Origin of the sequence: Shewanella inventionis (assembly GCF_014641855.1) — a bacterium.
Lineage (GTDB): Bacteria > Pseudomonadota > Gammaproteobacteria > Enterobacterales > Shewanellaceae > Shewanella > Shewanella inventionis.
In genome coordinates this window covers 69,547-85,797 of record NZ_BMII01000009.1, presented here as the reverse complement: position 1 = coordinate 85,797, position 16,251 = coordinate 69,547, and the positions used below count along the sequence as shown (strand labels likewise).

The 16,251-nt window shown below is 43.0% G+C and carries 10 protein-coding genes; 4 read left to right on the top strand and 6 right to left on the bottom strand.

All coding sequences use genetic code 11. The features are described from left to right. Positions 1–96: 96 nt before the first annotated feature. Entirely contained in the window at positions 97–1,008 is a 912-nt protein-coding gene (locus IEW93_RS06860; protein WP_188738293.1) for a LysR family transcriptional regulator, read from the bottom strand. 127 nt (positions 1,009–1,135) lie between these two features. Here IEW93_RS06860 and IEW93_RS06855 point away from each other — a divergent pair, with 127 nt between their 5' ends. The 3 genes from IEW93_RS06855 (at position 1,136) to fusA (ending at position 10,030) form a co-directional block, all read left to right on the top strand. Continuing rightward, the gene (locus IEW93_RS06855; RefSeq protein WP_188738291.1) at positions 1,136–5,689 is read left to right on the top strand and encodes an ATP-binding protein; all 4,554 of its coding nucleotides are present in this window, start codon (positions 1,136–1,138) and stop codon (positions 5,687–5,689) included. A gap of 175 nt (positions 5,690–5,864) precedes the next feature. Next, positions 5,865–7,316, top strand: coding sequence for a diguanylate cyclase (locus IEW93_RS06850; RefSeq protein WP_188738289.1), 1,452 nt, complete (start codon positions 5,865–5,867; stop codon positions 7,314–7,316). A 620-nt stretch (positions 7,317–7,936) separates the two neighbouring features. Next, a complete protein-coding gene (fusA, locus tag IEW93_RS06845) occupies positions 7,937–10,030 on the top strand; it encodes an elongation factor G (protein WP_188738287.1) in 2,094 nt (697 codons plus the stop codon). Between the two features lie 96 nt (positions 10,031–10,126). Here the strand turns inward: fusA and IEW93_RS06840 are convergent, their stop codons facing one another. Beyond that, on the bottom strand, positions 10,127–11,029 hold the full coding sequence (locus IEW93_RS06840; protein ID WP_188738285.1) for a LysR family transcriptional regulator: 903 nt from the start codon (positions 11,027–11,029) through the stop codon (positions 10,127–10,129). 93 nt (positions 11,030–11,122) lie between these two features. Between IEW93_RS06840 and IEW93_RS06835 the strand changes: the two genes are divergently transcribed. After that, positions 11,123–11,275: a hypothetical protein gene (locus IEW93_RS06835; RefSeq protein WP_188738283.1), complete on the top strand. Its 153-nt coding sequence runs from the start codon at positions 11,123–11,125 to the stop codon at positions 11,273–11,275. Between the two features lie 88 nt (positions 11,276–11,363). On the opposite strand, the gene IEW93_RS06830 is transcribed toward IEW93_RS06835, so the two are convergent. The 4 genes from IEW93_RS06830 to napA are packed head-to-tail and all read right to left on the bottom strand — an operon-like array spanning position 11,364 to position 15,946. Next, positions 11,364–11,789, bottom strand: a complete 426-nt coding sequence (locus IEW93_RS06830) for a nitrate reductase cytochrome c-type subunit (RefSeq protein WP_188738281.1) — start codon at positions 11,787–11,789, stop codon at positions 11,364–11,366. A 2-nt stretch (positions 11,790–11,791) separates the two neighbouring features. After that, on the bottom strand, positions 11,792–12,700 hold the full coding sequence (napH, locus tag IEW93_RS06825) for a quinol dehydrogenase ferredoxin subunit NapH (RefSeq protein WP_188738279.1): 909 nt from the start codon (positions 12,698–12,700) through the stop codon (positions 11,792–11,794). Next, a complete protein-coding gene (gene napG / locus IEW93_RS06820; protein WP_188738277.1) occupies positions 12,697–13,431 on the bottom strand; it encodes a ferredoxin-type protein NapG in 735 nt (244 codons plus the stop codon). The genes napH and napG overlap by 4 nt, the downstream gene beginning before the upstream one ends. A gap of 31 nt (positions 13,432–13,462) precedes the next feature. Then, positions 13,463–15,946 carry a nitrate reductase catalytic subunit NapA gene (gene napA, locus IEW93_RS06815; RefSeq protein WP_188738275.1) on the bottom strand — a complete coding sequence of 828 codons (2,484 nt, stop codon included), beginning with the start codon at positions 15,944–15,946 and terminating at the stop codon, positions 13,463–13,465. Positions 15,947–16,251: the final 305 nt, after the last annotated feature.

Here is a 16,251-nt window from a genome sequence, read left to right as displayed (position 1 = left end):
TATTCGTTAAGTTCGGGTAGAATCGATCCACAATAATTTTTTACGTAATCAGCCAAATGAGGGATTGATCAAGATATTGAATTTACCCCTCATCGTCTATCCCATCATAGAGTGAAGAGATTCTTGGCTGGTGTAACGTTTTGTGAAAAAGTCTAAAAAAGCGCTAATGTTACTAGCAAGCTGGCGGCGGCTGGAATACACACCATATACTTTAAACGACTCCATCGGCCAATCCTGTAAAATCGGCACTAAACTTCCGCTTGCCAGTTCTTGTTTACAACTGGTATTAGATAGCATCGCAATACCAAAATCATCAAGAGCTAAGCGTTTTACCATACTGGCACTGTTCACTCGCACTTTACGTTTAAAGGTCGCCATCATTTTACGATTACCTTTGCCCAGCGGCCAAATGGGCGCAGACAATGTGGTTCCAAGTAAAATGCCATGGTGTTGAGCAAGCTCCTGTGGCGTGGCTGGGCTGTTAAATTTTTTAATGTATCCTGGGCTTGCAACCAAAATGGGCTGCCGCTCGAACAAGAGTCTGGCGACTAAATCAGATGATTGTAATGGACCATATTTAATGGCGATGTCGTAACCTTCACCCACTAGGCCAACGTCGTTATCAGTAAACTGAATATCGAGTTCAATGTTAGGGTAAAGGCGCATAAAACTGGAACATAAATGGCCAATCACATCTTGCGAAAATGACACCGGAATGGCAATCCGTAATGATCCTGAAATATCAGTATGAGTATTCTCTATAATGGCTTTTGCGGCTTCAATTTCGTGACTAATAGAGTCACAGTGTTGAAAAAACAATGCGCCAACTTGAGTCAGGCTTAAATTTCGGGTGTCACGTTGTAATAAACGTACTCCAAGTTGCTCTTCTAATTGAGCCACTTTTCGGCTTATGGTTGATTTAGGTTGTCCGATGTCTCGTGCAGCTTGAGAGAATCCTTTTGCTCTTACAACCGCTGCAAACAGCATCATACCGTTCAAATCGGGCATTTTGATCTCACTGTCTCATTTATGGAACAAAGCGTCCACGGTAGTATATGTGGTAATTTGCCCGCTAACAAAGTTATATTTACGAGCTATAAAAATTTCAGAGGCTATATAAGCAGAGGATCTAAGGATGACCAGCAAAAAGCAGCCCGCTAACAAAACTCAAGCACTATCGGCTGACCCACTTTTTTTACAAGCTGAACACTTGGCTAAAGATTTTTCATTATTTCCTGCTCATAACAAGCAGAGTTTATCTGAAGAAGTCAAAGGACTATTAAGTGAAGACGCTATTCAGGCAAATTTAAAGAACTTAGCGTCTTTAGATGTTGATGGTTATGTGACCAAAGTCATTCAACCAACACTCGATAAAAATCGCCCTGGTGCGAAGCGAATGATCGCAGACTTAAAAGGTAAGATGATTGCTGAAAGTCATGCGGGTCCATTTTACCGTGCCGAGGTTGAGCTAAATTTTGGTACTCGCACTCGTCGAGTTGGTTTTATTGCTCAAGAGCGTACAACAGCCAATGGTGCGTGGATGCCTGAGCATCACCTTGCCGCTTGTAAAGCAATCCGTCATTTTGCTCAATTGTCGATGCCAATTGTGTATTTGATTGACACCCCAGGTGCCGATGCGGGTGAAATTGCTAACAGCCAAAACCAGGCGCATTCAATTTCAAAAGCCATTGCAGAAAGTGCCAATGTTGATGTACCAACAGTGGGTATTGTGATTGGTGCAGGTTATTCTGGCGGTGCTATTCCATTAGCTGCTGCTAACATCTTATTGTCGGTTCGTGATGGTATTTTTAACACGATTCAACCACAAGGTTTACAAAGCATTGCGCGTAAATACAACTTGTCTTGGCAAGAGTGTGCTAAATCTGTTGGTGTTTCTCCAGAAGAGCTATATACCTCAGGTTGTATTGACGGAATTGTTGATTTTTCTCCATCAGATAAAGATGAGCGTCAGCATAACTTACGTCGTGCGATTATTAGCTCTATTGAGGCAGTTGAACGCGCAGCAATGAGTTTTGTGCGAGATTCGGCTGATTTAAAAGAGCATTACGATCGTAGTTTACAGCGTTTCTTAACCCCGTCTAAAAACTTATTAACGCTGGAAAATAACACGGGTTTGTCGGTCGCTAGCGATCCGACCATGTACCACAACATTTTTGGTAGTGCTTATCGTTATTTACGTTATTTAACACTTCGTAGCCGTATTCAATCGATTTCGCAAGAGCAATATGGCCGCTTATCTAAAGTAAGCGTACCAAAAGGCGACTTGTTAGAACGTATTAAGCAAGAGCAAGAGCGTGTGTTCCAGGCTTGGTTAACTAACCCTGACAAACTGGTTTACGACGAAGAACTCAACAAGCTTTGGGGTACATTTAGTACTAAGCGCAGTGAGATTTCTACTGAACGTAATATGATTACGCGTTTTATTTTGGGTGAGCCAAAAGAAAACTACAAAAAAGCACGTAAGGCATTGTTATTCAATATTGGTTGGTCTTTATACCACCGTTGGAAGAGTAACGCAGCTAACAACTTTAAAGGCTTAATTAAGCATTTAGAATCATTACCAAAGTCAGCAACTCAGGCACCATGGCCTGAACTTAATCAGCTGACAGTTCTCGATGTAGTGGTTAACGACGAGCTGCGCGAAGACTTTATTTGGCAGTGTCATAACGTGCTTATTTTTAATGCGCTTTATGACAATGTTGTTGGTAGCTTAGCGTCTATTTCGAAAGAAGCGATGATGTCGAAAAGCTTATCACGCGAATCAGTAGATAAGTTGTTACACAAGTCTATCGATAATGCGTTATCAACGAACGACAAAGCGAACGACAAAAACAAGTTTTATAAATGGCTTAAGTACTTTATGGGCCAGTCTAACCGTGCCGAATTATTAACACGGGTAGAGCAGTGGAAGAGTGTGGGTTTTCCACAGTTAAATGATTCGTTATTTGTTATTTTGACCTACTTCTTCGAGCGTTTATTACCTGAATACTTTGACAGTGAAGAAGATCACGACAAATACACTGGGACGATTAACCCTGTAAGAATTGGTCGTCGTAAGGACTTTTGGAACCGCTTAACCATGGGTTACCAAGACTTATTGATCCAAAAAGTGCTTCGCGAAGAGAAAAAACAAGGCAAGATGGGCTGGGAAAATGTCATCAATCAGTTTTTCACTAAGTTTGATGAAATTGATGCTGACAAAATGTCAGCCAACTTGCTTAACTTCCCTGGGTTCCGTTTATCGATTGAAGATGCCATTGATAAAAAGATCCGTCCTTGTGGTTTGATCACTGGTTTAGCGGATTTTAATAACAAGGGTAATAAGTTACGTGTTGGTGTTGCTGTATCAAATACCGCATTCCAAGCTGGCGCATTTGATATGGCAAGTGCTGAGAAATTCAGTGCGCTGTTGATTGAGTGTGCTAAGCGCAAGTTACCGGTAATTTGTTTTATCAGTTCTGGCGGTATGCAGACTAAAGAAGGTGCAGCGGCGCTATTCTCAATGGCGGTGGTAAACGATCGTATTACTCGCTTTATTCGCGATAACGAATTACCTGTATTGATGTTTGGCTTTGGTGATTGTACTGGTGGTGCGCAGGCGAGTTTTGTGACTCACCCGTTAGTGCAAACTTACTATTTGTCTGGCACTAACATGCCATTTGCAGGGCAAATGGTGGTACCAGCATATTTACCGTCTACTGCAACGCTATCTAATTACTTGTCTAAAGTACCCGGTGCGATGACAGGGCTTGTGCATAACCCATTTAGCGAAACGTTAGATACTCAGTTATCTGGTATTGATCCGTTAATGCCTTTGCCAACCGCTAAAATTGAAGATGTGATCAGTAAAGCGTTGTCTTCACTCGTGCCAGAAGTGGTTGAAGTGGAAGAAGAGATTGTACAAGACGATCCTCGTGCATTGATGAAGCCGATCGATAAAGTCTTGGTGCATGCGCGTGGCTGTACAGCAGTTAAATTGATCCGTAAAGCACACGATAACAACATTAATGTGGTTTTAGTGGCGTCAGATCCTGATATGACCTCTGTGCCAGCGGATATGTTGAAAGAAACGGATAAGCTGGTTTGTATTGGTGGTAATACATCAGACGAAAGTTATTTAAATGCTTATTCAGTATTAAAAGTTGCTGAGTATGAAGATGTAGACGCATTACACCCTGGTATTGGCTTTTTATCTGAAAGCCCACAATTTGCGGCATTATGTGTGAACAACGGCGTTAACTTTGTTGGTCCAAGTGTGCACTCAATGACAACCATGGGTAACAAGTCTAACGCTATCCATACATCTCAGGCCCATAATGTGCCGGTTGTTCCAGGTAGTCATGGTATTTTGACTAACGCAGAGCAAGCAGTGAACGTGGCATCTGAAATTGGTTATCCTGTGCTACTTAAAGCAGTGCAAGGTGGTGGTGGTAAAGGTATTCAGGTTGTTAAACGCCCTGAGGACATGATTGGTTTATTCCAAAAAACATCAACAGAAGCTGCCGCTGCATTTGGTAATGGTGATTTGTACTTAGAGAAGTATGTAACCTCATTACGCCACATTGAAGTGCAGTTACTGCGTGACAAGTTTGGCAATACTAAAGTACTGGGTATTCGTGACTGTTCTGTACAACGTAACAACCAGAAAGTGATTGAAGAGTCTGGTTCTACAATGTTGCCTGAAGAGCTTAAGCAACGCGTGATGGAATACACTCGTGCGTTAGGTGATGCGACCGATTACATGGGCGCGGGTACTGTTGAGTTTATTTATAACCTTGATGCAAATGAAGTGTACTTCATGGAAATGAATACACGTCTGCAAGTAGAGCATCCGGTAACCGAAGCTACCTCAGGCATCGACATTGTGAGTGCGCAGTTTGATATTGCTGCTGGCCGTTCGATTGAGAAACTCGAGCCTGTTGAGCAAGGTTATGCGATGGAAGTGCGTGTTACAGCCGAAAAAGCGGCTTTAGACAGCAATGGTATTTTGCAGCTTATTCCTAACCCAGGTAAAATCACCGAATGTGTAATGCCACAGCGAGATGATGTTGAAATTATCTCGATTGCTGAGGCAGGTAAAGAAGTGTCGCCATACTACGACAGCTTGATTGCCCAAATCATTATTCGTGGTAAAGACCGTGCCGACGTCGTGGCTAAAATGTACGCTTACCTAGATAGCGTGGTTATTAAGGGTATTGCGACTAACATTCCGTTGTTAAAGCTCATTCTGAAAGACCCAACATTTAATGAGGGTGTGTATGATACAAACTACTTACCACGCTTAATGGCCGAGTTAGACATTCCTGCATTAATTGCAGAAATGGAAGCCGCGGCAGAAGCTATGGCGGTAGACACAGAATCATTGCGTGTTGGCGAAAGTAATGAGCTTAAAGTGTTGGCACAAGGTGCAGGGATATTCTATACCTCTCCAGCTCCGGGTGAAGCTGACTTTGTTAAAGAAGGCGACATAGTGACAGTTGAACAAACTCTCGCGCTCATGGAAGCGATGAAGATGTTCTCTCAGGTCACACTCGCTGGCTTTAACCGCCAAACTGGAGTGCTCTATCCTGAAGACCAAAAATACCGTATTGAGCGTATTCTCAATAGTAATGGCCAACAAGTGTCGCAAGGTGATTTGTTGTTTGTGATATCGCCTGTAGAAGCGTAATGTAGGCATATAGTCGTTACATAACATACCCGCCATTTGGCGGGTATTTTTTTGTCTCGGTTTTCGTGGCATGGACTACACTTCTTTGAGGATAATACCAATCAGGATAATTAAGTGATCAGAGATTGTGCTAATTGGTATAAATTGATTGTCCAAATATCATTGAGTATCAGCATTGTTTAATCGCAAGGGATTGACATTACTCGGCACATTACAAATTTTTGTACTTATTTGTATTGCTTATGGGCTAGCTCCCACTGCTTTTGCTTATGCACAAGCGGCTAATTCGGCTAACTTAAAAGAGGACCATGTTGTCCGTTATTGTGTCGATCCTGATTGGCTGCCTTACGAGGCAATTATTGATGGGCGTCATACTGGGATATCGTCTGATTATCTAAGCTTACTGACAAAATACACAGGGTTGAGTTTTGTGTTGGTCCCTACTTCATCCTGGCGACAGACTTTAGCGTTACTGCAACAAGGTGAATGCGAGTTAACGCCAATGTTGAATCAAACGCCAAAACGCGATCGGTATTTGTTATTTAGCGATGTCTTTTTTAAATCCCCAAATGTTCTTGTGTCACTGAAAACAGAGCCATTTTTACAAGGCTTTGAGCATATTGGTCAGCGCTCGCTTGCCATTCCGAGAGATTATCGATTAGTTGAGTATATTCAGCAGTATTATCCTGGTATCGATACCGTGTTAACCCAAAGTGAGCGTGAAGGCTTGCAAAAAGTGGCTAAAGGCGAAGTAGATGTATTTGTTGGCTCAATGTTTTCAGTCAATGCTTACATTCAGCAGCAAGGGTTAACGTCATTAAAAATAGCGGGTTGGGGTGGCCCTGAAGACGAGCTACGCATAGGTGTTATTGACTCTAAGCAAGCTTTGCTTACACAAATTAACGCTGGGTTAGCCCAAATCACCCATGCTGATCATATTGCTATTTATAAAAAATGGCACAACATCACCGTGATTGAAGATATAGATTACAGTGTGATCTATCAGGTACTCGCCGCTCTGGGGGGATTTATCCTGTTTTTATTGTATCGAACGGTCAGCATGGCTAAGTATAACCATCACCTCAGTGCCAAAAATAAACAAATGCAAAAATTGCAACATGAACTTGAGCAAAAAAATAGTGACCTTGATTTTTTTGCACAGCACGATCCATTAACGAAGTTATACAACCGTCATTACTTTAACCAAACCTTTTTGAACGACGAACGGTCATATCGCAATGATTGTGTCAGCTTGATCATTATTGATATCGATTATTTCAAAGCGATTAACGATATGTACGGACATGCCATTGGCGATAAAGTGCTAGTGCAGGTTGCGCAAGTACTTCAAGCATCTGTGCGTGACGGTGACGTTGTTGCCCGCTGGGGCGGTGAAGAGTTTGTGATTGTCTGTAAACACCTTGATTTACAAGGCGCGGCAGATCTTAGCCAGCGCATTGCAAAAGACCTTACTCAGTTTTCGTTCCAGAACAATATTAAAGTCACTTGCAGCTTTGGTGTTGCAGAACTTGGCGAATCTGAAACCATTCAAACCTGTTTTGAGCGCGCTGATAGTGCTTTATTTAAGGCTAAGCAATCGGGTCGTAATACCTACTGCTGTGCTTAACCTGGCGGTGTATGGTTATTTTTGCTTTTACGCCAGCTTTTTGGGATATTCAGTGTAGGTTGATTGATTGGCTGGCGCTGTTCATCAGCTTACCTCGAAAGTATTGAGCGTTTTCATAGCCAACACCATAATGTGGGTAAAAACCTTAGCACATCATTACAGGCGATTTTACCTGGCAATTTTATGATGGCGTTTGCTTGTAATGATTTGAGCCATCATCGATAAATTGATGAAATTTTCAGTTATACGCATCCCTAATCATCATATTTGTGAGGATCCCGAGGTTATTGAGTATCCTTAATCGACGTGGATCGTGCGTTAATTAAAATAAAATGCGCTTATTGACGTGCATTTTGATTCGAAAAGACATAATTCTTATTTTTTATCGTTAAATTCGTTTTGGTTAAAAAATAATCTATTATTTTTAATCTATTGTTTTATAGTAACTAACTAGCTTTTTTTGATGTTTTTTTTGCTAAAAACAAATAAATATTGCAACAGCCATTTGCGCCCAGCAAGGTTCCAATTTACAATATGCGCCTTAATAACCTGATGTGCGGTGTGTCGGTTCCTTTTCGCATGCTCCGTCTACTTCTTAAACTAATCATTAAAGTTGAATCATGACCGAATTATCCAAATACAGAAACATTGGTATCTTCGCTCACGTTGACGCGGGTAAAACCACGACCACCGAGCGTATCCTTAAGCTAACCGGTAAGATCCACAAGATCGGTGAAGTTCACGATGGTGAATCGACAACTGACTTCATGGAACAGGAAGCTGAGCGCGGTATTACCATTCAGTCAGCAGCAGTAAGTTGTTTCTGGAATGATCACCGTTTCAACGTCATCGACACCCCAGGCCACGTTGACTTCACAGTTGAAGTATACCGTTCGCTTAAAGTGCTTGACGGTGGTATTGGTGTATTCTGTGGCAGCGGCGGTGTTGAGCCTCAGTCTGAAACTAACTGGCGTTATGCTAACGATTCAGAAGTTTCGCGTATCATCTTCGTAAACAAGTTAGACCGTATGGGTGCTGACTTCTTACGTGTTGTTAAGCAAACTAAAGACGTATTAGCGGCTAACCCGTTAGTTATGGTTCTACCAATCGGTATCGAAGACCAATTTATTGGTGTTGTTGATCTATTAACTCGTAAAGCACACGTATGGGATGATTCTGGTTTACCAGAAAATTTCGAAATTCAAGACGTGCCAGCTGACATGGTTGACATGGTTGAAGAATACCGTGAAATGTTAATCGAATCTGCTGTAGAAATGGATGACGATTTAATGGAAGCTTACATGGAAGGTACTGAACCTTCTATTGAAGACATTAAGCGTTGTATCCGTGCCGGTACTCGTACTATGCACTTCTTCCCAACATACTGTGGTAGCGCATTCAAAAACAAAGGTATGCAGTTATTACTAGACGCAGTTGTTGATTACCTACCAGACCCAGTTGAAGTTGATCCACAACCTTTAACTGACGAAGAAGGTAACGAAACTGGTGAATTCGCAATCGTTGATGCAGAAGCGCCATTAAAAGCGTTAGCGTTCAAGATTATGGATGACCGTTTTGGTGCATTAACATTCGTACGTATCTACTCAGGCCGTATCAAGAAGGGTGACACCATCCTTAACTCTGCTACTGGCAAAACTGAGCGTGTTGGCCGTATGGTTGAGATGCAAGCTAACGAACGTAACGAATTAGAATCAGCACAAGCTGGTGACATTATCGCTATCGTTGGTATGAAGAACGTACAAACTGGTCACACTTTATGTGATCCTAAGCACCCATGTACTCTAGAAGCCATGGTGTTCCCAGAGCCAGTTATCTCTATCGCTGTAGCGCCAAAAGATAAAGGCGGCAGTGAGAAAATGGGTATCGCTATCGGTAAAATGATTGCAGAAGATCCATCTTTCCGCGTAGAAACTGACGAAGATTCAGGCGAAACCATCCTTAAAGGTATGGGTGAGCTTCACTTAGACATTAAAGTAGACATCCTTAAGCGTACTTACGGTGTTGAACTAATCGTTGGTGAGCCTCAAGTTGCTTACCGTGAAACTATCACTGCAGAAGTTGAAGATAGCTACACGCATAAGAAACAGTCTGGTGGTTCTGGTCAGTTCGGTAAGATCGACTATAAAATCCGCCCAGGTGAAGCAAACACAGGTTTTGTGTTCAAGTCTTCAGTTGTTGGTGGTAACGTACCTAAAGAATTCTGGCCTGCGGTTCAGAAAGGTTTCGGTAGCATGATGAACACTGGTACTATCGCTGGCTTCCCAGTGTTAGACGTTGAATTCGAACTAACAGACGGTGCTTTCCACGCAGTTGACTCGTCAGCTATCGCGTTCGAAATCGCTGCTAAAGGCGCGTTCCGTCAGTCTATCGCTAAAGCTAAGCCACAACTTCTTGAGCCTATCATGAAAGTTGACGTGTTCAGCCCAGATGACAACGTTGGTGACGTAATTGGTGACTTAAACCGTCGTCGCGGTATGATCAAAGATCAAAACGCTGGCGTTACTGGTGTTCGTATCAAGGCTGACGTACCGTTATCAGAAATGTTCGGTTACATCGGTTCTCTACGTACTATGACTTCAGGCCGTGGTCAGTTCTCTATGGAGTTCTCACACTACAGCCCATGTCCTAACAGCGTATCTGAGAAAGTTGTTGCTCAGGTTAAAGAGCGTAAAGCTGCTGAAGCTAAGAAGTAATTCTTAACTTATTGCTGATAAAAACCGTTGCCTAGGCAGCGGTTTTTTTATGCCTGCGATTTAGATTCTCATAACAAAGAATGGTGTGGGTTAGACCTAAGTGTTCCGAGATTGCGGATTGGTATTAGGAGTACTTAACGACAGCAAAGCTTGCGCTGGTGGTGTGAGTGGCAAGTTTTGACGCCAAATTAAGGCGAGATCCCAGGTCATGGCCGGTTGCATTGGCCTGAACACAAGTTGGCTTGTTGTTAACTGTTGGCAGATTGGTTCTGGCAATATCGCAACGCCCATATTGGCTTCAACCATTGTGGCGATAAAATCCCACTGACCACTCCTAAAGGCAATATTGAGTTGAACCCTTGCTTTGCGGCTCAGTCGGCTGATCAGTTTAGCGAGTGAGAAGTCTTCGTTATATAAGATAAAAGGATAAGGCTCAAAGTCTTGCCAGCTGATGTTAGCTTTTGTTGTTAGCGGGTGATCTTTAGGTAAGCAAGCAAGTAATGGATACCGGTTTAAGGGGTGGCTAGCTAATTCATGCTTATGGGTTGTTGGAAGTGCAGTGAACGCGATATCAAGGCTATTGTTGATTAACGCTTGCTCGCACCCAAATCCGCCATATTCGTACATCTGTAATGCGATTCCTGGGTATTTTTGGCGATATTGAGTGAGTAAGTCAATGATCAGACTGCTCATCATTGGGCACACTCCTAGCCTGAGTTCACCAGACTTTAGTCCTCGTAAATTACTCATGTCTTCTTGCAGGCGATGCCAGTGACCTAATATCTCTTGTGCACTTTGAGCAAAAATACGACCAGCTTGTGTCAGCTCTACGCTTTGATTGCTACGGATCAGCAATTGTTCGCCAATATTGTCTTCAATGCGCTGAATAATTTTGCTTAATGTCGGCTGAGTCATAAAGCTCTTTTGCGCGGCCCTGGTAAAGTTTTCAGTCTCAACTAAGGTTAAAAAACAACGTAAGTTCTTGATTGATATGTTCATGCCTAAATGGAATCCAGATAAGAATATTTATTCATTTTACTGATAAACCATAAGCCATTACTTTGATGTCATTAACACAAAGGAGCAAAAGTTATGAAATCAGTTTCAAGTTTATGGGTTGGCGCATTGTGGCAAGCCGCTATGCCAGCTGAACGCCAAGCACAGTCAGCTAATGTATCGCAAACGGCTGCACAGCCAAGTGCACAAATGGGCCAGCAGGTTCAACAAACAACAAACCCAGCGTAAGCTGGGTTTTTTTTGACATTGGTTTTAAGCAAATAAAAAAGCCGCTTGTTGTGCAAGCGGCAACGGTTAGCATCGGGGGGGATATTAACTAATTAAACGTATTTTCGACCAGCTGCTGTTTGTTTTCTGCTTGCGGGACATGGCATTGATCGCAAAAATAGTACATACCTTGCACAGTGCCTTTGTCATCTAATACATGAGACTTATCGACAGGTGTCGCTTTCATGCGCTTTGCTTTGTCCCAGCTATGGCAGCTTAAACAACCATTTTTATCTGCACTGATTGCATAAGTTGCTTTGTGCGGAATGATCGGTGGTTGATGCACAAATGTGCGTTCAATCGATTTACCGCGGGCAGGATATACAGGCATTTCATCTGCCGGGCGTACATCGGTGACATTCACATCACCAGCAAGTGATGACAATTTAACAGACTCAGAATTTGCATTTGCCTGTTGTCCTGAGTAAGCGCTAATCGCTAGCATTATCGCTGCTAAAGTGATTAATTTTTTCATATCTAGCTCTCCACCTTAAGAGGAATTCTGTTCGAATATTTTGATTTAAATCGGTTTTCATATTGGAATACGCGCGGTGCACAAACATCAATACAACGGCCACAAAGGGTGCAATTACTGTCGAGGATTAGTGGTTGAGTGCTGCCTTTTTTCAACACAGGTTTTAATACCTGACGTTCAGGGCAAACACTAAAACAATCCATGCAGTTATTGCAGGCATCAGCTCGTACAGCAGCTATTTTTATTGGGCTGATTTTGCCTACAAGTGAAAATAACGCCCCTGTCGGACATAAGTGGCTGCACCAAGCTCGTTCAACCACAAAGGTGTCGAGCAAAAAGATAACCACCAATACCCATAATCCACTGCTAGCACCAAATAATAATGCGCGATAGACGATAGGTACTGGGTTTACCCATTCCCACACGGTAAAACCGGTGGCAATAGGTAATATCAACACAAGCGTTAGCATGTAATAACGCAAGTTTTGTGGTATTTCGCTGGTGCGAGGTAAAGATAATTTTCGTCTCGCCCAACTTGCCACATCTGTGATGATATTGACTGGACATACCCAACTGCAAAATACTCTGCCACCCAATAGAGCGTAAATCCCTACTAAGATAATGGCGCCAAGTAATAAGCTTAATTCAGGCCAGTGGCCACTTGTAAGCACTTGCAATGTGACTAATGGATCACTCAATGGAATGATGTCCAGCAGTAAACTACTTGAGAGATTTCCTTTAAATAACCAGAGGCCAAAAAATGGGCCAATAGCAAATAAGCTCAATACGCCTAGCTGCGACAACCTACGAAGAATAAGGAAGCGGTGTGATCGCCACCACCCCAATTCTTCTATTGCTGCCTGGGCAAAACGTGTCGTTGATTTAGTGGCTGTGCGATGTTGATTACTCATAACGACAGCCCCTTATTTAGCATCTCAAGTGTGGTTTCTTCGGTGTGTTGATAAGTGTCATGAGCTGCCGACTTGCCCAGTGCGATATGGCTAGGTAATACTTTTATCACCGCTTGCTCTGTTACACATGCATGTTCACATTTTCCACAGCCCGTACAAACATCTGGGTTGATAGTGGGTAAAAACATTGCATGGTGGCCGCTTTTTTCATTACGTTGCAGTTCTAGCGTGATAGCTTTATCGATTAGCGGGCAAACCCGATAACAAACATCGCATCGTAAACCTCTGTAGTTAAGGCAATTTTTCTCGTCGATTAATACAGCAATTCCCATTTTTGCGTCGTCGATATTATCCAGTTTGTGATCGAGCGAACCGCTAGGGCAAGCTTTAACACAAGGGATGTCATCGCACATTTCACATGGAATAGTGCGTGCAGTAAAATAAGGTGTGCCTGTTGCTGCTCCCTCAAACCAGCGAGCCAGTTTGAGGGTGTCGTATGGGCAAGCCTCTACACAAAGTCCGCAACGGACACATGCCGAGAGAAAATCGTCTTCTGCCAATGCACCAGGTGGGCGAATAGCAAATGGGTCCAGTTGGCGAGATTGGGTGGCAACTGTTGTTAACCCCAAACCGACCATACCCATTACACAACTGGCTTTCGCTGTTGTGGCCAGAAATTGTCTACGGTTAATACCGCTAACACTTGCTGATTTGCTATTGGCTTTACTCATTACATTATTTCCGTTTATGCACTTAGTATTGTTAAGCCTTCATGACTTTTACCGGACACTTCTTGAAGTCTGTCTCTTTTGACAGTGGATCAGTTGCATCAAGTAACAGCTTGTTGACCAATTGGCGCGCATCGAAGAACGGCATAAATACTACGCCTCTAGGTGGCTTGTTACGGCCTTTGGTTTCAACACGTGTTTTTACTTCGCCGCGAGGTGAGGCGACTACCACTTCATCACCTCGTTGCAAGCCACGTGATTTAGCATCTTCTGGGTGCATAAAGATTTGTGCATCAGAATAAGCGCGTTGCAATTCAGGTACGCGGGCTGTCATAGAGCCTGTATGCCAATGCTCAAGTACACGGCCTGTTGACATCCATAGGTCGAATTCTTTGTTTGGCTCTTCTGCGGCTGGTTCATAAGGCAGGGCAAAAATAACCGCTCGACCATCTGGTTTACCGTAAAAGTTAAAGCCTTCGCCAGCTTTAACATAAGGATCGCTCCCTTCAACAAAGCGGCGTAAGGTTTCTTTACCGTTAATCACTGGCCAGCGAAGGCCACGGTTTTCATGGTAATTGTCAAAAGCATCTAAATCGTGAGCGTGGCCGCGACCAAATTGGGCATATTCTTCAAAAATGCCTTTTTGTAAATAGAAGCCAAAATGCTCACTTTCTTCGTTGTATGCACCTTTGCATTGCTCTGTTGGATATTTGTTGATTTCACCATTTGCAAACAATACGTCATATAGGGTTTTGTCTGCATATTCTGGTTGTTTGGCAATTAATTCTGCAGGCCATACTTCAGACACTTTAAAGCGTTTAGAGAACTCAACTAACTGCCATAGATCTGATTTAGCGCCTTCTGGAGCTTTGACCTGTTGATGCCACATATGAGTCCGACGCTCTGCATTACCGTATGCACCTTCTTTTTCAACCCACATTGCTGTAGGTAAAATTAAGTCGGCAGCCATTGCCGTAACCGTTGGGTATGGGTCTGACACTACGATAAAGTTTTCGGGATTACGGAAACCTGGATAAATTTCATCATTGATGTTGGGGCCGGCTTGCATGTTATTGGTACACATGGTCCAGTAACAATTCAGTTTGCCATCTTTTAGCATGCGGCTCTGGAGTACTGCGTGATATCCAGGTTGTGCAGGAATAGTACCTGCAGGCACTTGCCATAATTTTTCAGTTATTTCACGGTGTTTATCATTATTAACCACCATGTCTGCTGGTAAGCGGTGGGCAAATGTGCCGACTTCACGTGCGGTACCACACGCTGATGGCTGACCTGTCAATGAGAAAGGACTATTGCCGGGAGTGGCAATTTTGCCTGTTAATAAGTGAATGTTATAGAGCATGTTATTAGCCCATACACCGCGTACGTGCTGGTTAATACCCATGGTCCATAAGCTCATAACCTTTTGTTTAGGATCAGCGTAAACTTTGGCAAGTGTGATCAGTTTTTCTACTGCAACACCGCTCATTTCAGATGCGTATTCAACAGTATAAGTGCTAACAAACTTTGCGTATTCTTCAAAGCTAATGGGTTTAGCACCACCATCACCAGGGTTTTTGGCTTTCTTTTCTAGTGGGTGATCTGGGCGTAAACCATAGCCAATGTCGGTTACACCAAGTGCAAAGTTTGTGTGTTTGCTGACAAAGTCTTTGTTTACTGCATTGTTTTGAATAATGTAGTTGGCAATAAAGTTTAAAATCACAAGGTCGGTTTGTGGTTTAAAAATCATTGGGTTGTCAGCTAAATCGAAGCTGCGGTTTTCATAGGTCGATAGTACATGCACTTTGGCATCTTTATGGCTTAAGCGGCGGTCAGTTAAGCGAGCCCATAAAATTGGGTGCATTTCTGCCATGTTAGCGCCCCAAAGCACAAAGTTGTCACCTGCTTCAATGTCGTCATAACAGCCCATAGGTTCATCAATACCAAAGGTACGCATAAAACCACCCACAGCAGATGCCATACAGTGGCGAGCATTTGGGTCGATGTTATTGGTTAAAAAGCCTGCTTTATGTAGTTTTGCAGCTGCGTAACCTTCCCATATTGTCCACTGGCCAGAACCAAACATGCCCACAGAAGTAGGGCCTTTTTTAGCAATGCTGGCTTTCCATTTATCTGCCATGGTGTCTAAAGCGACATCCCAGCTGACGGGTGTAAATTCGCCTTCTTTGTCGTATTTGCCATTTTTCATTCTAAGCAATGGCGACGTTAGACGGTCTTTACCGTACATGATTTTTGATAAAAAGTAGCCTTTAATACAGTTTAGGCCTTTGTTAACAGGGCTTTCAGGATCGCCTTTGGTTGCAACGACTCTACCTTCTTTTGTTCCGACAAGTACGCTACAGCCTACACCGCAAAAGCGGCACGGTGCCTTATCCCATTTTATATCTGTTTTACCTTCGGCAGCGTTGACGACGCTAACCGGAATGGATAAGCCAACTGCTGATGCAGCGGCAGCTGCAGCATTGGCTTTTAGAAACTCGCGACGGCTTATGCTCATGGTGTTCCTCACTCTTGGAATGTTGTTCTTGGTGCGTGATAGTCATTGGAGGTGACGTGATGAAAATAAGTCTAGACCTTACTATTAGCATGGGTATACCTCTGAATGGGTATAGTGGTTAATAGTTGTCCAAGGTCACATTTTTTCGCGTGATGTAAATCTCACTTTAACAATTAGGCAATTACTGTTTTAGTTATTGCTTGTAAACCTTGCGGTGTTTGAGATGTGGCTTGTGTCTGTGATTAAATGGCGTTAGGCGCGAAAAGAGAATTATTCTCTTTACCTTGATGTTATCGGTAGCATGA